This is a genomic window from Shewanella sp. TB7-MNA-CIBAN-0143 (assembly GCF_040310065.1).
Taxonomy (GTDB): domain Bacteria; phylum Pseudomonadota; class Gammaproteobacteria; order Enterobacterales; family Shewanellaceae; genus Shewanella.
The window spans coordinates 76,575-97,661 of record NZ_JBEOPL010000016.1 but is presented as its reverse complement, the minus strand read 5'-3'; the positions used below and the strand labels follow the sequence as shown (position 1 = coordinate 97,661).

General features: G+C 40.9%; 20 protein-coding genes. 9 read left to right on the top strand and 11 right to left on the bottom strand.

Annotated elements, in window-relative coordinates; translation table 11 throughout:
* Nucleotides 1-51: 51 nt before the first annotated feature.
* Both AAEY97_RS14170 and AAEY97_RS14165 read right to left on the bottom strand, forming a co-directional pair.
* Complete coding sequence (locus AAEY97_RS14170; RefSeq protein WP_350999513.1) at nucleotides 52-1,392, bottom strand: sensor histidine kinase; 1,341 nt, start codon at nucleotides 1,390-1,392, stop codon at nucleotides 52-54.
* A gap of 93 nt (nucleotides 1,393-1,485) precedes the next feature.
* Nucleotides 1,486-1,938 (bottom strand): Lrp/AsnC family transcriptional regulator, encoded by a 453-nt coding sequence (locus tag AAEY97_RS14165; protein WP_101088433.1) that lies wholly within the window; start codon nucleotides 1,936-1,938, stop codon nucleotides 1,486-1,488.
* Between the two features lie 189 nt (nucleotides 1,939-2,127).
* On the opposite strand from AAEY97_RS14165, the gene ocd reads away from it, so the two are divergent.
* The 4 genes from ocd to AAEY97_RS14145 all read left to right on the top strand — a co-directional run bounded on the left by ocd (nucleotide 2,128) and on the right by AAEY97_RS14145 (nucleotide 6,648).
* A complete protein-coding gene (gene ocd, locus AAEY97_RS14160; RefSeq protein ID WP_162023003.1) occupies nucleotides 2,128-3,204 on the top strand; it encodes an ornithine cyclodeaminase in 1,077 nt (358 codons plus the stop codon).
* A complete protein-coding gene (ctlX, locus tag AAEY97_RS14155; RefSeq protein ID WP_162023002.1) occupies nucleotides 3,204-4,127 on the top strand; it encodes a citrulline utilization hydrolase CtlX in 924 nt (307 codons plus the stop codon). Before ocd ends, ctlX begins: the two co-directional genes overlap by 1 nt.
* A gap of 84 nt (nucleotides 4,128-4,211) precedes the next feature.
* Nucleotides 4,212-5,618, top strand: a complete 1,407-nt coding sequence (locus AAEY97_RS14150; RefSeq protein WP_162023001.1) for an alanine/glycine:cation symporter family protein — start codon at nucleotides 4,212-4,214, stop codon at nucleotides 5,616-5,618.
* Nucleotides 5,619-6,060: 442 nt separating this feature from the next.
* Nucleotides 6,061-6,648 (top strand): TetR/AcrR family transcriptional regulator, encoded by a 588-nt coding sequence (locus tag AAEY97_RS14145; RefSeq protein ID WP_101088437.1) that lies wholly within the window; start codon nucleotides 6,061-6,063, stop codon nucleotides 6,646-6,648.
* Nucleotides 6,649-6,826: 178 nt separating this feature from the next.
* Here the strand turns inward: AAEY97_RS14145 and AAEY97_RS14140 are convergent, their stop codons facing one another.
* The 6 genes from AAEY97_RS14140 to AAEY97_RS14115 form a co-directional block, all read right to left on the bottom strand.
* Nucleotides 6,827-7,297: a Dps family protein gene (locus AAEY97_RS14140; protein WP_101088438.1), complete on the bottom strand. Its 471-nt coding sequence runs from the start codon at nucleotides 7,295-7,297 to the stop codon at nucleotides 6,827-6,829.
* Between the two features lie 446 nt (nucleotides 7,298-7,743).
* Nucleotides 7,744-8,202 carry a DUF2127 domain-containing protein gene (locus AAEY97_RS14135; RefSeq protein WP_350999508.1) on the bottom strand — a complete coding sequence of 153 codons (459 nt, stop codon included), beginning with the start codon at nucleotides 8,200-8,202 and terminating at the stop codon, nucleotides 7,744-7,746.
* A gap of 126 nt (nucleotides 8,203-8,328) precedes the next feature.
* Entirely contained in the window at nucleotides 8,329-9,384 is a 1,056-nt protein-coding gene (locus AAEY97_RS14130) for a fatty acid desaturase family protein (RefSeq protein ID WP_101088440.1), read from the bottom strand.
* A 4-nt stretch (nucleotides 9,385-9,388) separates the two neighbouring features.
* On the bottom strand, nucleotides 9,389-10,510 hold the full coding sequence (locus tag AAEY97_RS14125; RefSeq protein ID WP_350999505.1) for a flavin reductase family protein: 1,122 nt from the start codon (nucleotides 10,508-10,510) through the stop codon (nucleotides 9,389-9,391).
* A gap of 618 nt (nucleotides 10,511-11,128) precedes the next feature.
* The gene (locus AAEY97_RS14120) at nucleotides 11,129-11,563 is read right to left on the bottom strand and encodes a hypothetical protein (protein ID WP_502959464.1); all 435 of its coding nucleotides are present in this window, start codon (nucleotides 11,561-11,563) and stop codon (nucleotides 11,129-11,131) included.
* A 145-nt stretch (nucleotides 11,564-11,708) separates the two neighbouring features.
* On the bottom strand, nucleotides 11,709-12,134 hold the full coding sequence (locus AAEY97_RS14115; RefSeq protein WP_162022997.1) for a PACE efflux transporter: 426 nt from the start codon (nucleotides 12,132-12,134) through the stop codon (nucleotides 11,709-11,711).
* 86 nt (nucleotides 12,135-12,220) lie between these two features.
* Between AAEY97_RS14115 and AAEY97_RS14110 the strand changes: the two genes are divergently transcribed.
* The 3 genes from AAEY97_RS14110 to AAEY97_RS14100 all read left to right on the top strand — a co-directional run bounded on the left by AAEY97_RS14110 (nucleotide 12,221) and on the right by AAEY97_RS14100 (nucleotide 15,543).
* Nucleotides 12,221-13,111 (top strand): LysR family transcriptional regulator, encoded by an 891-nt coding sequence (locus AAEY97_RS14110; RefSeq protein ID WP_350999502.1) that lies wholly within the window; start codon nucleotides 12,221-12,223, stop codon nucleotides 13,109-13,111.
* A 74-nt stretch (nucleotides 13,112-13,185) separates the two neighbouring features.
* Entirely contained in the window at nucleotides 13,186-13,971 is a 786-nt protein-coding gene (locus AAEY97_RS14105) for a DODA-type extradiol aromatic ring-opening family dioxygenase (RefSeq protein ID WP_350999499.1), read from the top strand.
* A gap of 354 nt (nucleotides 13,972-14,325) precedes the next feature.
* On the top strand, nucleotides 14,326-15,543 hold the full coding sequence (locus AAEY97_RS14100; protein WP_101088445.1) for a cyclic di-GMP phosphodiesterase: 1,218 nt from the start codon (nucleotides 14,326-14,328) through the stop codon (nucleotides 15,541-15,543).
* Between the two features lie 161 nt (nucleotides 15,544-15,704).
* On the opposite strand, the gene AAEY97_RS14095 is transcribed toward AAEY97_RS14100, so the two are convergent.
* Both AAEY97_RS14095 and AAEY97_RS14090 read right to left on the bottom strand, forming a co-directional pair.
* Complete coding sequence (locus AAEY97_RS14095) at nucleotides 15,705-16,835, bottom strand: acyltransferase family protein (RefSeq protein WP_350999496.1); 1,131 nt, start codon at nucleotides 16,833-16,835, stop codon at nucleotides 15,705-15,707.
* A gap of 132 nt (nucleotides 16,836-16,967) precedes the next feature.
* A complete protein-coding gene (locus tag AAEY97_RS14090) occupies nucleotides 16,968-17,876 on the bottom strand; it encodes a LysR family transcriptional regulator (protein ID WP_350999494.1) in 909 nt (302 codons plus the stop codon).
* 159 nt (nucleotides 17,877-18,035) lie between these two features.
* Between AAEY97_RS14090 and AAEY97_RS14085 the strand changes: the two genes are divergently transcribed.
* Together AAEY97_RS14085 and AAEY97_RS14080 are read left to right on the top strand one after the other, a co-directional pair.
* Nucleotides 18,036-18,686 carry a peroxiredoxin-like family protein gene (locus AAEY97_RS14085; RefSeq protein ID WP_350999492.1) on the top strand — a complete coding sequence of 217 codons (651 nt, stop codon included), beginning with the start codon at nucleotides 18,036-18,038 and terminating at the stop codon, nucleotides 18,684-18,686.
* A 95-nt stretch (nucleotides 18,687-18,781) separates the two neighbouring features.
* A complete protein-coding gene (locus tag AAEY97_RS14080) occupies nucleotides 18,782-19,951 on the top strand; it encodes an MFS transporter (protein WP_350999489.1) in 1,170 nt (389 codons plus the stop codon).
* A gap of 62 nt (nucleotides 19,952-20,013) precedes the next feature.
* Here AAEY97_RS14080 and AAEY97_RS14075 read toward each other — a convergent pair whose 3' ends face one another.
* Nucleotides 20,014-20,970, bottom strand: coding sequence for a Gfo/Idh/MocA family protein (locus AAEY97_RS14075; RefSeq protein ID WP_350999487.1), 957 nt, complete (start codon nucleotides 20,968-20,970; stop codon nucleotides 20,014-20,016).
* Nucleotides 20,971-21,087 lie beyond the last annotated feature (117 nt).

Genomic DNA, 21,087 nt, shown 5'->3' with positions numbered 1-21,087 from the left:
CTATTCGTTTAAAATAGCTTCTATTCGTTCAAAATAGCTTCAACTCGTTTTTTATACGCTTAACGGCAACGTCACGATGGCTTCTGTGCCACATTCTGGGTGAGGTTTAAGGTATAACTTACCGCCTAAACGCTCGAAGCTGGTGTGACTTAATAATACCGCAATGCCCATCCCTTTGGGACTTTTCACCATGTTACTGCCTAAAGTTTGCAATACATGAGTCGCAATGCCGACACCGTAATCACGAATAGTCATAGTCAGCTGATTGGGTTGTGACAAGCCAATATTGATATCTACGCGGGTCTGGTGTTGATTATCTTCACTGGCTTGAATGCCATTTTGAATTAACGCCATTAATGCAGGCAACAAGCTCATGTCGGTCATTACTATACGTGACTCAACTTGTGGTGCTATGGCGATATTCAGTTGTGCTTCTGGCATCAATAAACTGATTTGCTCGGTTAAGATTGCCACTAACTTATCGACCCGCTGTTGTGCTAGTTTTTGCTCCCGTATCGATTCTGTTGCTAACCGTAAGTCAACTAAGGTGACTTCGCAACGATTCAGTGCTTGCTGCATTTCGCTGATCAATTCCAGTTGTTCAGCATCATGATGGGTATCGACTAACTCATCGGTGAGTAAACGCAATGTGGCTAACGGCGTTGCCAATTGATGGGCCATTTGCGCTGATACGGTGCCTAAGGCCAATATCTTTTCCTGGCGTAACTGGCCTTCTCGTAAATAGCGCAGCTCGGCATTTTTTTGTCTTATTCGTTTGGCAATAAAACCCACCGTGACGGTTAACACTAATGCCGAAATAACAAAATTAAACCACATGCCTAAATAGTGCGAGCCCATGTCCATACTGTGGCTTGCAGGCATAACATGATTTGCAGCCATTGCCTGGTTTGCTTGCATAACGTGGTTAATTGGCATTTGGCTCATGTCATGGTCCATTACCGAGCCACTATTTTGTTCGGTGATATCAACAATCATCAAAGTATAAAATATCGTCGATACGATGGTTAAGCACCACGGTGCCCATCTGGGTAAGGTAATCGCTGAAATCGCAATCGGTAATAGCAGTAATGAGACAAAGGCATTGGTTGCTCCACCGGTAAAATATAACCAGGTAGCCCAGAACAAGGTGTCTAATAATAAGGTTAAAAACAACAAACCATTGTTGTTCATGCTGAGTCGATGAAATCGGTAGCTAAAGCCAACATAACAGGCTTCAAAAATGAGCACGTAAGACAAGGTTACTGGAGGCGTGGTTAAGCCAAATAAGTCGGTGGCAAACAGAATAAGGCCAATTTTAAGGCCCCAATTGACTAATCGCAGTAAGGCTAATTGGTGTTGATTAGCACTTAAAGGCACGTTAACGTTCGTCATGTAACCGTTTCCTCGTTCGGTAAAGCATCATAGGCCACTTAGCATTGTCCGATCTGCGTGGCCAGATATTAGACGTCAGCTCAGTGGTGATGATTACACTGTACTCAATAAAATGCTGGTTTCACTATTGAGTACCCCTTCAATGGTGCGAACTTCCCTCAACACTTTATCAAATTCTTCTAAACTGGTGGCCCTAATATCGGCGACTAAATCCCAAGCGCCGTTAGTAGTATGCAATTTTTCGAGTTGCGGTATGCCCCGGAGTTTATTGATCACTTGGGTTGTTGAGCGCCCTACTACTTCAATCATCATAATGGCCCGCACCACATTAGATTCAATTTGTTCGTGTGCGCGAATGGTAAACCCTAAAATAGCGCCACTACTAACCAATCTGTCTAAACGGTTTTGCACCGTCCCGCGTGAAACTTGTAATACTTGCGCCAGCTTAGAAATTGATGCTCTGGCATCTTTACGCAGGATAGAAATAAGCTGTTTGTCGAGCGTATCATACAAATAAGGGTGGGCAGATTGATGTGGTGGTTGCATGGTGTTAAGACCTTATTTGGAGAATAATTGTCATTTTGTAATATACAGCCTAGCATTATGACAAATAATAGTTAAATTATTACAACATAATAGCATTTTGTTTAGCAAAGACACTCGATAAGCTTAATCACAGTCTTATTTAGCGTTTGGTCAACATGACCAAACGTGTCAACTAAAGTGATTAATATAATGAATATAGCCATCAATAAAAAGTCTTCAAATGTTGCCTTTGTCAGTGTCACAGCCATGTTAGCCTTACTCAAACACGTTGGCACTGAGGCGTTTCTATTAGGGTTAACAGACTATATTGAACAAGATTATCGTCGTTGGGAGTTATTTGATAAATCACCACGTTTTGCCAGCCACTCAACTGACGGCGTGATAGAGCTAATGCCAACCAGTGATCAACAACAATTTAGCTTTAAATACGTCAATGGCCACCCTAAAAATACCCATATCGGTTTGCAAACTGTCACCGCTTTTGGTGTGTTGTCTGATGTGGCCAGCGGTTATCCTGTTATGTTGTCTGAAATGACCATACTCACCGCACTTCGTACCGCTGCAACCTCCGCCATGATGGCTAAATACTTGGCCCCACGCGGCGCCACTACCTTAGCGATGATAGGTTGTGGAGCTCAATCTGAGTTCCAAATTTTGGCCTGTAAAGTGGTGTTAGGGATTACCAATGTCAGAATTTACGATATTGATCCAAGCGCAATGGCTAAATGCCAGCATAACCTGGCAGACCAGGGCATCACACTTACGTTATGTGATTCAGCTGAAAGTGTTATCGAAGGCGCTGATATGATCACTACTTGCACTGCCGATAAACGTAATGCGACTATTTTAACCAGCAAAATGGTGCGTGATGGAGTACACATCAATGCCATTGGCGGCGATTGCCCTGGTAAAACAGAACTTGAAGCAGACTTACTATTACGTGCCGATGTGTTTGTGGAATATGAACCACAAACCCGTATTGAAGGTGATATCCAGCAACTAGATGAAACGTTTGCCGTTACAGAGATGTATCACGTTATTCGCGGTGAGCAACAAGGTCGCACCCACGATTCACAACTGACTATTTTTGATGGTGTCGGCTTTGCAATTGAAGATTTTTCTGCATTACGATATGTACATGATTTAATTATGCAGCAACAAAGTCATCAGCAACTCGAGTTACTCACCAACCAAGAAAATCCACGGGATTTATTTGGTTTATTAACCCCAGCATCTCAAGCTAGTCGCTTGGCTGTAGGTGCATAATGGCCATTAACCCTCAAGCGCCATCTGCGGTGGTGATGATCCGTCCACATCATTTCAGTCCTAACCCTGAAACGTTGCCAGATAACAGCTATCAAAGCCATGAATTGGCCGAAGATGCTCTGCAGCTATCGCAACAAGCTTATGATCAAGTGACCCAAGCTCAGCAACTATTACAAACAGCAGGCATCACGGTGCACGTTTTTGAAGATACCACCACAGAAACACCAGACTCGGTATTTCCTAACAATTGGTTTTCAACCCATCTAGGTGGTCATGTTGCTATCTATCCTATGTATGCTAAAAATCGTCGTAAAGAACGCCGGACTGACATCATCGATATGCTCAAACAGCAATATCGAGTACAGGATGTTATTGATTATTCGGGCTTAGAATACGACAACATATATCTAGAAGGTACTGGTGCCATGGTTCTCGACCATGTTGAACGAGTGGCTTATGCGGTTCGATCCAAGCGTACCGATTCATTAGTGCTTGAGCGTTTTTGTACTCAATTTAATTACGAGCCAATGGTGTTTGATGCGCAAGATGAAGCTGGAGTACCGGTTTATCACACCAATGTATTGATGTGCATTGGCAGTGATTATGTCATGGCTGGGTTCGATATGATTAAAGACACTCAACGTCGTCAGCAAATTATTCAACGATTTGAAGACAGTGGCAGAGTGATTATTAACTTAACCGAAGATCAAATTCGTCATTTTTGTGGTAATGCACTTGAGTTACAATCAAAACAAGGCCGTTTTTTAGCATTATCACAACGTGCTTTTGATGCGTTAACACATGAGCAAATTGCGTTATTAACTCAAAGCGTGACTCTGCTACCATTAGATGTATCGGCTATAGAGATGGCTGGCGGTTCTGTTCGTTGTATGTTGGCAGGGATCCATTTATCGAAAAGATAAGCTTCAGCATCAACAAACTTTAAAAAGACTCTTAACAATAAACTCTAATAATAAAGAGAAGACTCAATAAAAGGAAGTTGCTAAATGATTAATGACATTATATCGCTCACCAACAATGTGTTGTGGGGCGAATACCAAGTGCTCATTTATATATTGGTATTTGCCGGTGTGTGGTTTTCATTGAAGTTAAGATTTATTCAACTTCGCCATTTTGGTTATATGTTTAAAGTAATGAAAGGCAGTACTCAAGGTGACAAATCGGGCATTAGCTCGTATCAAGCCTTGTGTACCGGCCTTTCTGCCCGTGTTGGTACTGGTAATTTAGCCGGTGTCGCCATGGCAATATCACTCGGTGGTAGCGGTGCGGTATTTTGGATGTGGGTTATCGCGCTACTGGGTATGGCGACCGGATTTGCCGAAAGCATTTTAGGTCAGCTATATAAAGTGCGAGACGATCATAAAGAATACCGCGGAGGACCCGCCTATTATATCCGCGCAGGACTGAATAAACCTTGGTTAGCGGTACTATTCGCATTATGTTTATTCCTGGGTTACGGCATTAGTTTCAGTGCCATGCAAGCCAACACCATCACCGACGCACTCAACCACACCTTCGAAATTTCACCGGTTTATTCTGGAGCGGTCATTACTTTAATTGCTGGCATCATTGTTATGGGAGGCCTTCGCAGCATTGCTCGTTTTGCCGAGTTCGTAGTGCCTTTTATGGGCTTAGCATTTATTTTGGCAGCGGTAACCGTCACCATTATTAATATCCAACAAGTCCCTGGGGTATTGATGGATATTATTAACTCTGCTTTTGGGTTAAATGAAGCAGCAGCTGGTGCGCTCGGTGCTGCAATTAAAAATGGGATTCAACGCGGGTTATATTCTAACGAAGCCGGCGCCGGTAGTGTGCCACATGCGGCAGCGGGCGCCACTCCGGTTCCTAATCACCCGGTTGCGCAAGGTTACGTACAAATGCTTGGGGTGTTTATTGACACTATGGTGTTGTGTAGCTGTACCGCCATTGTGATTTTATTGGCTCAAGGCAGTATTGGCTCTGAAATGGAAGGTATTCGGATCACTCAAAACGCCATGACTTACCATATGGGAATAAGCGGCGATATGTTTGTTGCCATCATTATTACGCTATTCTCTTTTACGTCTGTAGTAGCAAACTACGCCTACGCAGAAAGTAACTTGCATCTGTTTAAACTCGATAACATCTATGGCCGCACCATTTATACACTATTGTATTTAGGCATGGTGTATTGGGGAGCCAACGCCTCATTAAAAGAAGTGTGGAACATGGCCGACATGGCACTAGGTTTAATGACGGTAGTGAACATCAGTGCCATTATGCTGTTAACCCCGACCATCGTAAATTTAACCCGTGATTATCAAGTTAAACTTAAAACCACTAACAAGCCTGAGTTCAAACTGGCCGATGTAGAAATACAAGGTAAAACCGAAAAAGGGGTTTGGTCTTAGCCTTTAATCAGCGCATTTTTACAATGGATTTAACTTGAGTGTAAATTGAGCGCTTAGTTTTGAAAGCGGAATTGAATACATTAGTTCAATTCCGCTTTATCGTTAATAACGGCTCATTATAGCCGTACTAATATAACGCCAATATCAAAATGCCACCATTACATCATTACTAGTACAACGCTAATGTCACAACACCAATATCACAATACCACTCATGCTTATCCACTGCATTTACCCGTCAATTTTGTAATTCAAATAACCTCTCGTGAATGCAGCTTTGTTGTTTAATCGACATTATTTGCTCAATTAGAAATCGTTCATATCAAATCCATAATTAAGCATAATCAGCAACAATGGCCATTATGGTTAAAAAATTGCCAAAAGATACTGGCCTTATCTCATAGGGTTAACGTAAAATAGCCAACTAACCAAAGAGGATGTAATGGCTAATATTTCTAAATTTGATCGCGATGACGTACTTGAAAGAGCAAAAAATCTGTTTTGGCAGAAAGGTTTTTTGGCCACATCAACGCGAGAAATTCAAACAACTATGGACATGCGACCAGGCAGTATTTATGCCGCATTTGGTAGTAAAGCTGATTTATATCAAGCGACACTTATTCGTTATGCTCAAACGGGCGAACGTAATTTGAATAATATGTTACAACAACATGATCGTGCATGGGTTGGATTAACACATTATCTACGTGGGCTGGTTAAACCATGCTGTGAAGGTTCACCCAGTGAATTGTGCATGTTAGTAAGGACGTTATCTGAATTAGATGAATCTCATCTAGATACATTAAACGTTGCCCGTGAGCAGCTCAACAAATTTGAACAACGATTTGCCAGTATTATTGACCAAGCCAAACTTGAAGGCGACTTACCTGCCCATTTAGACAGTCAACTCACGGCGAAGAAAATTCAAATCAACATTATTGGTTTGCGATCTTATTTAAAAGCAACCAATGACGTTGACACAGTGAGACAACAGCAAGAAGAGTTTTTTAAACAACTTGCTACTGCTTAAACACAAAAAAGCGCCTTATTGAGGCGCTTTTTTAATTCACGTTTTAACTCACATTTTAGTTAATGCCAGAATATCATGCTAACTATCGACTTTGTGAGTAGATCGTCGCATCTCAAATTCAAATAATAACAGCACTAACCATCGCAAATTGTATCAACACGGTTCAGTATCGTACAGATTACTTACGTGTCGCTCTTAACATCCACGCCGTTTTCTCGTGTATCCGCATACGGTCAGACACCAAGGCTACCGTTGACTCATCATCAGCAGCTTGTGCTAACTTAAGCACTTGTCGCGATGTTTTAACGACTTGCTCATGGCCTAGAGTAAGTAAGTCAACCATATCAGTAGAACTCGGCACACCTTCTACTTCTTTAATAGAACTCAGGCGCGCAAACTCTTTATACGTTCCCGGTGCGGCCACATCCAAGGTACGAATACGTTCGGCAATATCATCGACCGCTGTCGCAAGTTCAGTGTAATGTTCTTCAAACATTAGGTGTAATTCGCGAAAATGTACCCCGGTAACATTCCAATGGAAATTATGGGTTTGCAAATAAAGCGTGTAAGAGTCAGCCAATAAACTTTTTAAGCCTTCGGCAACTTTTAGTCGGTCATCTTTTTTTATACCAATATCGATGTCAGTCATTTTATTCCTCGTAAAGTAGAATTAATTAGTCATAACATTACAGCATTTGTATAAATGGTGATTACAAGCCAGCAAGATTAATAATAAACACCTCTACTATTAACATGTTGCTTACATTGTATCTCAGCGAGTATTTATCGTCGTTTTATTAAACCAATAAAAACACTCGCCGTTAAAACAAATATTACACCACTAATAAAACGGGTCTCAATTCAAATAAAGTGCATTTAGTAAAGCAAATGACTTAATTGAATGTCTACATAAATTAACGTCATAAACTCGCGTAAAATAAATCATTTCGAGTCAATCAATCGTGTTTTCGCTAACTCATCGTTAATGCTAGTGAGTATTTATACTAACATTACCACTTAATGGATCAACCGCTGGCCATTAAACTCTGTTAATAATTTTAGATTAATCTGCGTAACGAAACATTGAAGCGGAGCTCATATGGCTGCTCTACGCGGAAACAATACAAAATACATATATATGACCACCACAAGATTAATTAGCAACACAATCACACTGAGCAGGCTAAAGTGGCTCATCATTTCGTAAAGCTCAAAAGGTAAATAGATTGCGCCACTAAAAAGTGCAAACCATTGAGTCCAACGCATGTTATGCCATAAACCATAGGCTTCAATAAAGCGCACCAAAGTATATGCCGCAGCTCCTAATGCTAATAACGTCAGACTTGATTGCGATACCGATCCTATCGCTGCAATAAAAATACTCGGGTAATGACTTGCAGGGTTTAGGTGTAAATGCGTCACCCATTGTGTTGCCAACACCGACAAATTTGTACCAGCATACACATGTAAGCCTATTGCAGCCAATAAAGCCAATACTCCTTTACTTGCTTCTAGCATCGCTATAGCTCGTACCCCTTTATCTGAAGGTATCATCTCTCGCGTTTCCAGTTTAAACAGATTGACCTATCTTAACGGCTGTTAATAACCACGCCTATGAATATTTTATCGATAAAAAAAAGCACTTCGGTTGAAGTGCTTAGTCAGCGGATTTCATCCAGTTTATGGTAGAGAATAACGTAAAATACGTTTAACCACTTGGCTATATTGACGTAAAAAAGGCCCTGTATGATAAGCAATCCCATGGCGGGCAAATATTGCCACCACTTGTGGCGCCACTTGCTGGTAGCGTGACGATGGTAAGTCTGGGAACAAATGATGTTCTATTTGAAAACTCAAGTGACCTGTAAATATATGAAACAATTTGCCACCGAGAATGTTTGACGACCCTAACGCCTGACGATAATACCATTGACCTTGAGTTTCATTTTCACACTCTGCTTGGCTAAAGGTATGTACATCGGTGGTAAAATGGCCACAAAAGATAATGGTAGACGTCCATAGATTGCGAATTAGATTAGCCATTAAGTTACCACATATCACCCACAAAAATAGTGGACCTGCCAGCAGAGGAAATAGCAGGTAATCTTTGATTAGTTGCTTACCACCTTTACTAAAAAAGCGACGTTTGAGCTCACTAGCATCAACTTTTGATGATCGGTCTTGTTTCTTTTTACCCATAAAAACACGTTCTGCAGCGAGTTCATGGTAAGACACACCCCATTGAAATAGCATACTTAAATTAACGTAAGTAATAAATTGCCATAGGTTTTTAACCCGCCACGAAAAATCATTCGACAAACGCAGCAAACCATAACCAAAATCACGGTCCTTACCTATTACATTGGTGTAAGTGTGGTGTTCGTAATTATGGATCCGTTGCCAACTTTTACCATCACAGGCGATGTCCCAATCAAACTGACGCGAGTTAATATGAGGATCGTTCATCCAATCATATTGCCCATGCAGCACATTATGACCAATTTCCATATTGTCGAGAATTTTGGCGCTCGCTAAGCTCAACACCCCCACAACCCAGCATAGTGGATGGATAAACCCGAGCATCAATAACACACGACCGCCCCACTCTAAAGCGCGTTGCCACACAATCACTTTACGAATATAAGCAGCATCAGTGGCACCAACCTCGCTTAAAGTTTGGCGCTTTAAGTCATCTAACTCGTTAGCTAACAACTCAAAATTAATATTTTTATTCATCGATTTATAATTCCAACTCAAGTGGCGTCACTGCCTGAGAAATGCATAATTGGATCAATTGTTCACCTTGTTGCGATAGCTCACCGGTGCGTAAATTTCTAACCACGCCCGTTTTTTTCACACACTGGCATTGGTGACACACACCAATACGGCAGCCAAAATTGGCAGTTATTCCCTGTAGTTCTAAACCATTTAGCAAAGTATCGTTCGTTGCTAATATAAGTTGGGTTTGTTTGCCTCGCTGCGTTAACTGAATATGCTGGTGGCCGTTATCTGTTTGGGGCAATACCGGTGCTTGAAAGTACTCGGCTTGACGGTGTTGTGGCGGGTGATTAATGGCATCTAATTGGCAGTCAACATCTTGCTTAAACTTGCCGGGACCGCAGATCAACACTTGGCTCGCTGCTGGGCACTCCTGTAATGCAGCAGCTAAACTGTCGCCATTTTTACGCACCAACATTTTCACAGAGAGCTGAGGGATCTGTTGCGCTAAAGCAGTAAGTTCATCAACATATAAGTGCTCGCCGGCTTTAGCAAAATAGATGAGCTGAATAGGGCTTAATGATTGCAATACTGATCGTTCTATAGACAATGCCAATTGATGCAACATAGCCATAAACGGAGTAATACCACTGCCTGCAGCAACAAACCATAATGGGGTTTCAGGCAGGTCAACAACACTCTCACCTAGCACAAAATCACCTTGCGGCGCGCTTAAGTTAACATAACAACCAGCAGTGATATGCCAACTTAACCCTGAGGTAAAAGCGCCATTCGCGTTATGTTTAATGGTTAAGCGAATAACCCGTGTTTTGGGGTATTGAGCATGATGTTGTTCGGGCGACGACGAAATAGAGAAAGGCCGCGTCATTAACCGTCCATTTAGCTCAACCGTTAATAACACATGTTGGCCAGCTTTGGCTTGCGGCCAAGATTTTTGCGGGGCTAACTCAAGCTGTAATACATCATCGCGAAGCGGTTTAACTGACAAAACCTGGGCACGAAACCAGTGGGCTCGCCACGCAGGCTTAACACGTTGGATAAGCGGTTCGAAATAACTGCCTAATGATTCAGTATGAAATAAGGTTTTAGCAGTGACTTTGTTAAGTCGGGTCAATAAATTCATTTATAGCGTACACGTGTTAGCTCAATTTCAGCGCACGATTGTATGCTGAAATAACATCGAGGCGCAAGTGGCTGTTGACGCTATTTAACACATTATTAAAAAGGCGATTGAATGAGGCTTTAAATGACAACCCATTTCTAATAATAGAGATTATGACGATAAATAGTGGATATTGAGATGTTATCGAAATAGCAAATATAACGATTAAACACTCATGGGATAGCTTAACGGCGTGAGGTTTTAATTAAGCTTAACGGTTTTTGGCATCGAAATGACACTGGTGACATCGGTTTAATCGCCAGGACCAGATGATCTTTCAAGGTTGTTTTTGCAGCGAATTGTTGGTTATGACTTAAATAAAAGCAGATAACATAGTAGAAATGACCAACAAACGCTGTCCGAAGGGTTCGGCTAAAAAATTTTACTCTTTGTTGAGCTTAAAAGTGAACGCGAATAAGACCAATAACCAACGGAACCACAAACATAAATGATATGGTAATCAGCCCACCAAAGTTATTTAGCGCTGGTATATCGCCAATATTGTTAACGATATGCCATATAACACGCCTAAAAGAGTGCCGATGTGTTGTGGTGATTTTGTTGTCATATGATTAATGATTACTTTTGCTCTTGACCAAAGAGTCGTTCTACTTGTTTGTGCTCGTCTTCAGTTAACGAACCGTAATCTCTTGGGTATGACCAACCATAACCCCAGCGAAATTGGGTGGGTAAATATGGCGAGCCACCCACTCTTACACCGGCTAACATTAATAAAGCAATTTGCGGTTGGCCCACATTGGTAACACAGGCACGTAATGCTTTATCTGATGCGAGGCGTTCATCAAACGTGCCGCCCTTCCAATAGTCATAATCATGTTTTTGGCAACACGCTAACCATAATTCGCTTTGTTCAAACGTGCCATCTGGAAATGCGCTGCAACCATCACTAGTAAACGGTGCGAGTGTGTCCGCTACGACAGGATTAATTAACATCAATGCACTGGCGATAACGATGGCAGCATAATTTAGGCGGTAATTTTTCACGTTTTGCATCCAGCTTATCATTATTCAACTATCATGATGCCACAGCAACCATGACACTAATAGAAAACAAACGTTGCGTCGTGGTTAAATCCTCTGTTACATCAATGGTTAACTAATAATGAACCTAGACGAAAAGCCACACTAATAAACCATATTAATGTACCAAATGAGCAAACCATTTTTGGTACGGTTGATACACGTCGTAAAGCCAATTAAAGACTGCGGTATACACTAAAATAAAGCCTAAAACCCCAGCTTCTAATATTAAGGTGTCAATCAGACTTAATGCCAAATACCATGACACTAACGGAATCGTCACCAATAACATACCGCCTTCAAACCCCAACGCATGCACAATTCTAATGCCAATTTTACGCTCAACTCTATTTGGGCCGATTAACTTATCAAACTGCAGGTTGTAAACATAATTCCAAAGCATTGCAAATAGCGTCAACCCTATGCTGACAAGTAACATATCTAATGGATTTTTTTCAATTAATAATGCACTTGCAGGGACAATAATGGCCATGGCAACGAGCTCAAAAGACACGGCGTGAAACACTCTTTCTCTTCTTTGCATGTTTATCTCTATTTAATGGTGACGTTTTCGCTATTTTCATCCAATATAAAGATACATTAAAGTTAGTAAGTATCGGTAAAAACGATATGTATAGTATTGAACAGCTTGAAGCGTTTGTGCTGACAGTTAACACAGGGTCTTTTTCATCGGCGGCTAGAAGCCTTAATAAAGCCCAGTCGGTTGTCAGTCAGCATGTGATAAACCTTGAAATAGACTGCAATAGCGAGCTATTTGATCGCAGCGGACGTTACCCACAATTGACACCAGCAGGGAAAAAACTACTGCCCCATGCCCAAGTATTACTGAGCCAGCATCAACGCCTGCGTGATTGCGCCCAAAGCCTAGACCAACAAGCAGTATCAGAGCTAACGATTGGTTTAGATGAAGGCATCCCGCTGCAAAAACTGTCCAATATTATTAATGAACTCGAAACTCAATTTCCAACTATCACGCTTGAGTTTTTAACTGCATCAAGTATTGATATTATCGATATGATTGACACAGATCGGGCTGTGACCGGGATTATTTTCAGTGAGTTAACGATTCCGAATCACATTGATTTTGAATCAATCGGGTCAATTAAGTTTGATATGTATGTGGCAAGTTCTCACCCTTTAGCACAACAGGTGTGTGATAATTTAGCCAATTTAAAATTGCACCGCCAACTGTTAATCCGTTCGCGAAATACTAAATCCAGTAGCTTTCAGTCAGCCATGAGCCCAGATGCTTGGTACGCCGACAATTACTATATTTTGCTAGAACTGGCATTGCAGGGGCATGGTTGGTGTTTACTGCCCAATCATATTGCCAATAACTATGTTAATAGCGGTCAACTAGTTTTGTTACCGTCTGAATTTAAAGAGATTGGCTGGCAAGCGAATGTTGATGTTATACAGCACCATCGTTACAGTCACGAACCGGTATTTAAACAACTCAGGCATTCATTACGCCAATTATTGTCGTATTCAGCATGTTGATAAAACACTTATCAAAATTGTTATTTGAATCCACAATAACCTCGTAGTTAATGACATTAAACGAGAAACCTAATATGCAACAGCATCAAAAACCTCTGTTTATTTCACACGGCTCTCCTATGATGGCTGTTGAAAACAGCAAAACATCTCGATTTTTACAACAATTAGGCCAGCAGCGGCCTGCACCTAGAGCTATTGTGGTGTTTTCTGCCCACCTCGATGTCGCTGACGATGTGGTGATCACCGCCGGGGCGCAACCAGAAACCGTTCATGATTTCTATCGTTTTCCTGATGAACTGTATCAAATTCACTACCCTGCGCCAGGAGAGCCTGTACTGGCTCAGCAAATTGCCAACACGTTGACTAACGCTGGCATCAAGGTGAATTTAGACCCAACACATGGCTGGGATCATGGTGTATGGATCCCATTGAGATTAATGTATCCACAAGCAAACATTCCTATCGTACAAATATCCATTAACACCCGTGTTAGCGCTGAAAAAAATTATCAATATGGACAATTACTTGCGTCATTAAAACACGATAATATTCTCATATTAGGTTCGGGTGGAATAAGCCATAATTTAAGCGAGGTTTTTCGTCAACCTAAAACACTAAATGGCGTTGATATGATGAATCAATTCACCAAATGGGTTGAAGAAAAGCTAGCAAATAATGATACCCAATCGTTATTAAACTACTTACAGCTCGCACCATTTGCTAAGTTTAATCATCCGACTCAGGAACATTTTTTACCACTTATTGCTGTTTTAGGGGCGAGCGAAGCAAGTGTTGCCAAAAAAATACATCAAGACGTTGAGTATGAATTGTTAGCACTCGATGCTTATTCATTTAATTAAACACGATGTGTTAAGTAATAGGGATAGAGTAAAATATTTAAGCTCATGTATTAGTAGAATTAATCATGAATTTTGAATAAAAAACGCGCAGTTACATGCCGATAATTTAAACACAATGGACGTCGTTGGTAATTCATCATAAACTGCGTTTATGTTTATATTTCATTATCGTTACATTTATAAGCACTCGCCAAGTATTTTTTTTGGTAAAATATTGATCTTCATTAAGTTATCACGCTTATATTGCAGCACTATATACGCTATATTATTAAAAATGTCGTACTATAGCAGTACTATAACTGTACTTTGACTCGCATCGCTCATACGTTGAAAATAGCCCCAAGGAACCGATTTATGCTGATTGAACATGACATTACTGACGTTTGTGTTGGAATGTATGTAGTCGAAATAACCGAACCCAAAGATACTTTTTCGCTCACTAAACCTGGTGTGCTTAAAAGCGAAAAGGTTATTGAAGCATTAAAACGTAAATCAGTTACCAAACTACTCATTGATACCAGTAAAGCTGAAGTTGATGTCGCAACAATTGAGCAAAATATCAGTTGGCCTAAGCCTCAAGCGCCCCGAAAAGTGACGCCTGTACGCACCGATGTGAAAGCAAATTTCTTTAATCAAGAAATAGTGAGAGCGCGCCAAGTGTTCAATGAATCAAAAGACATTCAGAAAAAGCTGTTTCATAATGCGCAGCACGGTCTTCCGTTAGACATGGATCCGGTACAAAAGATCACCTCAGAATCCACCGATTTAATTTTTAATAATCCCAATGCCCTATCATGTGTGATAAATATTCGTAATAAAGATGAATATTTATTAGAACACTCTGTGTCTGTCTCTGTTTTGATGACCATGTTTGCCGTCTATAAAAAAATCGACAAAGACATAGTTAATCAACTGGCTATTGGCGCATTTTTACATGATGTTGGGAAAATCATGATCCCCGATCGGATTTTAAACAAACCAGACAAACTGACCGATGAAGAGTTTCATATTATGAAAACTCATGCCAGTTACTCGATTGAAATTATGAAGAATACCCCAGGCATCAGCCAACTAAGTTTAGAAGTGGCAAGCTTACATCATGAAAAACTCAATGGATTGGGTTATCCATTTGGCGTACCAGCAGAAAAAATTACCCTTTATGGGCGCATGATCAGCATATGCGATATTTTTGATGCGCTGACTTCGCACCGCTGTTACAAGCAGGGTTATGCCCAAGTGAAATCGTTCAGTATTTTGCGCGCGTTAGCTGAAAAAAATGAATTGGATAAAGACTTAGTCGACCAGTTTATTCGTTGTATGGGAGTTTACCCTATCGGTTCAGTGGTTCAACTTGAGTCAAATAGACTCGCTATTGTTGAAGGTCATAACCCAAAAGACCCTATCCGACCATTAGTCAGACCTTTCTATCATTTAAAACCAGACCGCTTTGAAGTCGGAAACAAAATTGATTTAGCGACTGTCACTGATGACTTAATTGTTAAGTGTGTACGTGCTGATGATTTTAATCTGAACATGGAACAAATTATTGAGTATTTAGCGCACGAAGGCTAATCCACTTCCGCTTTTTAATTGATTGTTTTATGTACTAAGCTAAGGCGAATATTAAGCGTGTTGCGCCTTTGGCGGACTTTTCACATCTGGGTGTTTCAATTTGATTAAATGTGATCTATTACGGTTAAACTCCTTAATATCAAAAACTTAATCAATAGCTGTTATTTGGATTTAGACATAATTTTAAGTCCAAATAAATACCGCGTAACGTTAAACGGCCGTATCAACCAATAACATAGCAATGCACACACTATAAAAGCACTCAATAATAAACTTACCGATTTAATTGCGATTGAAGCTTGCCACTGCACAATATAAAACGCCAACATCACAATCACAGTTTGATGCAAAATATAAAACGGGTAGATCAATTCGTTGGTTTGATGCAGCCATGTTGGCGTATTTTTAATATGAGCAATCGCAAAACCTGCCATGGTTAATAACCCAGACCAAGACACTAGCGTACAAACTAACCACCATAATTGCCATCGTGTGGTAAGTGACAAATACGGGCTTAAATCAGGTGAGTAATAGTAGCCATAAAACAGGATTGAACTCACGAACAAACTGGCTAAATAAGTGTATCGATGTTCAGCTAACGCGCGCCAAATAAGCTCGCTTTTGACAAAGCACATGCCTGCAAAGAAGAAAAACAAATAAAACACACTCAATGACAGGTTTTCGATATGGTGACTGTCTGATGGCGCAACATATTTGAGCGCACCACGTAATACGATTAACACTAAAACTAAACTGAGCAACCCAAAACGATGACGGCTTATTCGTTCAAGCCATTGTTGTAACTTAATACCGGTCTGGTGTGTTAACAAATACCTAAGTGGCACCGCAAGCAGCATAAAGATAACTAAAAATTCAATAAACCATAAATGATTACTATCAAACGACAACATCAACTCACCATACGCCGATGCTAAAGAGCTATATTCAGTAATGTTCTCATAATAATGTTGTGGCGGCACAATCAATATCATTCCCACCAGCAAAGGGATAAAAAGCCGATGAAACTTACTCGAGAGAAATTGGCGAACGGGCATTTTTTGCAGTAACAAAAAACTGGCTGCACCCGCGATAAAAAACAATGTTTGCAGTCTGAGTTGTTCAAAATACACCATGATATCGTCAAGCACTTTGCTCGATTCATTATTCATCACATGCCAGTCGTCACCATTAAATGGCATCAATACATGGTGTAAAAAAACTGCAAAAATCAGTACCACCCGCAACCAATCAAGTTCTGAATAACGCCTGTTTTGTGGTAAAACCTGATCCATAGTCAATGCCTTCCTCTGGCCTGTTAGTATAAAATGTTGAGTATCTAGCTGGCTTAAGTGCAATGTTCCATCTCACTTAAACTTCATCACTTAAGCTGCACTTCTTAAACTCTATCATTCAAGCTCTATTAATTAAGCCATACTTTTGGCAATTTTAGCTTTGTTGTGTAATGCCAACGCGACAAAAGCATCTACAGTAGCACGATCATTAGCACGCTTTACATGTAGCTGAGTGGGTATAGCTTTATGTGCATCAGTGAAAGGTAAAAAATGACAACCTTGACTGTATAATTTACGAATACAATAAGGCGCAATAGCAACACCTAGACCAGCAGCCACCTCAGTTAACAAGGTCTGCATATGTTTAGGTTGGCTAATAATATTGGCCGAAAATCCTGCTTGTTTACACAGCATAATAGTATCGTCAAACAAACCTACTGCTTCGTCACGGTTAAAGATGATCAACTTTTGCTGTTGTAATTGACCCAATTCTATTTGGCTATATTCAGCCAGGGGATGGTGTTGTCCCACAACGGCCATCAACTTGTCGATGTAAATATCACTACTGTTAAATTCATCAATAATCCCGCTGGGTAATGGCCGCGAAAACCCAACATCTATGCGGTTATCTTTAAATGCTTCAATTTGTTCTGTCGCGGTCATTTCAAATAACGTGACATGCACATCAGGATATTGCTGCGAATAGCTGCGAACTAAATCTGCCATAAAAGTCAAACATGCTGAACTTAAATGAGCGATATTAAGCTCGCCTATCTGCCCCTGCTGTGCTCGTTTTACCTGACTTTTTGCGTTGTCTGCCAATGCAATAATCTGTTTCGCATCGTGCAGCAATTGCTCTCCCGCGTTAGTGATTTTTACCTGGCGCGAATTGCGGATAAACAGCATAACTCCTAGCTCTTCTTCCAACATGGCAATATGACGGCTAATCGCCGGCTGTACCGTATTGAGATCACGCGCCGCGCCAGAAAAGCTTTGGTGTGACGCTACGCTAATAAAGCTTTTCAATGTTTTTATATCCACAATCACCTCAAATACGCTTTTGCTATAGATTCAATAAAATAATAACATTTTTATTATAGACGCTAACACTTTACTCTTTAGCCTAGTTATATTTACAAAGTCCCAATCACAGAGTCGTCTGCCAAAGGCTAGCTAAATTAGTTGCTATCGAGGGAATATATGAAAAGTTTACAACAGCAAACCGACGCTAAAATGAATGAGGGACGACAAAAGAACCCTGATTTCATGAAAGTCGTTGACGATATTATTGAACAAGCAAAAGCATTTCAACAAGGTGATAGTGCAATTAATCTTGGCCAAAAAGCGCCCAACTTTTCGTTACCTCATTCGGATGGGAAATTAATATCCCTGGTAGATTTACTGCACCAAGGCCCTGTTGTAGTGACATTTTATCGTGGCAGTTGGTGCCCGTACTGCAACTTACAGCTGCGTGCTTTACAAGCACGGTTAGCCGATATTCATACCCTTGGAGCTCAATTGGTTGCCATCAGTCCGCAAGTGCCGGATGGCTCTATGACAAAAGATGAAATGCACGACCTAGAGTTCTTGGTATTGTCAGATCAAGATGCAAAAGTTGCATCACAATATGGGGTTGCATGGCAAGTGCCTGAATTTCTCGCTGAACATATGCGCCTTGATCGCAAGCTCGACCTTGAAGCCATCAATAATGGCAATGGCAGTGTGTTACCGATCCCCGCGACATTCGTTATCGGTCAAGACGGCGTTGTCACCTGGCGTTATGTCAACGTAGATTACCGAACTCGTTCAGAGCCAGAAGACATCATACAAGCATTAAAGCTGCTGGCTTAACGTTCAATGCTGATACCAATGACTGAGTGGTTGAACAATCACTCTTTCGCCCTCTTTTCTTAATCATGGTTCTTCAGCAAATCACAGGTAAAACAATGACTCGTTTATCTAAACTTGGCAGCTTTTCGCTGCTGTGTATTGCCAGCCTCACCATTATGGTTGGCGCCCTTGTTGCTCCGGGATTACTAAGCATATCGAATGCATTGGGTATCAATGAATATGCGGTATGGCTGGTGACTTTTCCGGCATTAGGTGCAGTATTATTTGCCCCAATAGCGGGTAAATCAATTGATAAGTTTGGTGCTTATCGGGCGCTCATCGTCGGTTTAATACTCTATGGGGCCTTGGGCTTTGCGGTGTATTGGCTGAATGGCCCTTGGTTTGTATTGTCTAATCGTATTTTATTAGGCGGTATTACTGCGGTAGTTATGGCGAGCAGTACCGTACTTATTTCGCAATGGTACACCGGTAATGAGCGGCTCAGCATGATAGCTAAACAAGGTATGGCTATCGAATTAGGTGGGGTATTGTTTCTGTTTTTAGGCGGTACATTAGCCAGTATTAATTGGGCTTATCCGCTGAGTTTATACTTAATAGCTTGGTTATTTTTACTGATGCTGTTGTTATTTGTGCCGCGTAAACATCCATCCATCACGGTTGAGGCTGAATGTGATAACAACCAGACTCAACAAGGGCTATCACTTCATCAGGTTTATCTTTTTGCCACTATGGCAATGGCGATCTTTTTTACCGCTATTGTCGTGCTCCCAAAGAGCATGGTTCAACAAGGCTATAACGAAGCTCAAGTGGGTAATTTACTAGCGTTTATCTCATTGGTTGCAGTGGTTGCTGCGTACTTTATGCCAAAAGTTGCCAAACACATGAGCGCTACGTATTTGTTAGCTGTCGCATTTGTAGCATATGCCCTCGCGCATGTTGGTTTTGCAAACGCAAACGGTATGCCGATATTACTCATTGGAGCTGTCTTTGCGGGTATTGGTTTTGGTTTCAGTATTCCGTTACTTAACCATATGACGGTAGAAAAAAGTGCAGCCAACGTTAGAGGCAAAAATTTATCCTATTTTACGATGGCCGTATTTGGCGGTCAGTTTATCACTTCGTTTGTTGAATTTATTCCCGGTGGCACCACGGTGAGCTTTTCTACCGCCATGCTATTAGCCAGTATTATGGCTGTAATATTGGTCGCCATGCAGTTAAGCGACAATAAAAGTTTCAGCAAACCCGCTACCGAAAAAAAGAGTTAATCCGCTCAATGATTGGCGTCCGCTATATTGACTATATTGCCAGCATAGCGGCTGAATCAATCTTAAATCAGTGCCTTTATTCTCGCTAGTTGCGACTGAAACAATAAGCTATGTTGATGTGTTACTACCCTACTTTCAAGATCGCCTTGTTCGATGAGTCGACATGCTTCATCCGCCTCAAAGTGATAGCCCAATGATGCTCTGCTATCAATAAAGCTATCGACCAACTCATCTAGATGATACAAACTGCATTCAGACGCTCTGAATGCATCAGGAATAACAATGTAACCTTTATCGCCAATAAGATAAGCGTTGTTACTTAATCGGCACTGAAACGACGAAGCTAAACTCACAGCGATATCACCACTTTTACCAATAATAATCACATCATCTTCAACACCGGTTTCACATACATGTGCTTGAACATACAGATTATCGATGTCAGCTTTAATAAAATAATCTGCAATCGCCAATGGGTAAATACCCATATCCAATAAACATCCACCCGCTAATTGCGGATTATATTCACGCCCATCAGGCGTAAATGGGATCGGATAGCCAAAATCGACTTTGACGTGTTTAAGCTGACCAATACGGCCTTCATCTAACCATTTTTTTGCTTGTTTAATTGCTGGCAAAAAATAAGTCCATAATGCTTCCATCAACAGCAAGCCTTTGTCTTTGGCTAACGTAACCAAAATATTGCATTCTTCAACCGACACTGTCATCGGCTTTTCGCACAACACGTGTTTACCTGCCATTAAAGCATCATAAGCTTGCTGAAAATGAAAATTATGTGGCGTGGCGACATACACAATATCAACGTCTGGATCATCAAATAATGCTTGGTAGCCTTGATAGGCCTTTTCGGCGCCGTATTGCTTTGTAAAAGCATCGGCATCCGTTTGTTGCCGCGCGGCAACGGCATATAAATGACTGTTAGCCGAAAAGACTAAATCTTGACAAAATAAAGCCGCTATTCTGCCAGTACTCACTATGCCCCAGTTTATTCTAGTCATTCATTTTCCTTAATATTATGTCTAAGCCAAAGGGTATTAATCTATTCACAATACCTCCAAGACTAATGAATTAATAGTAAGAGCTAAATATCATCATTTTTTTGTCGCAGTAGCCAT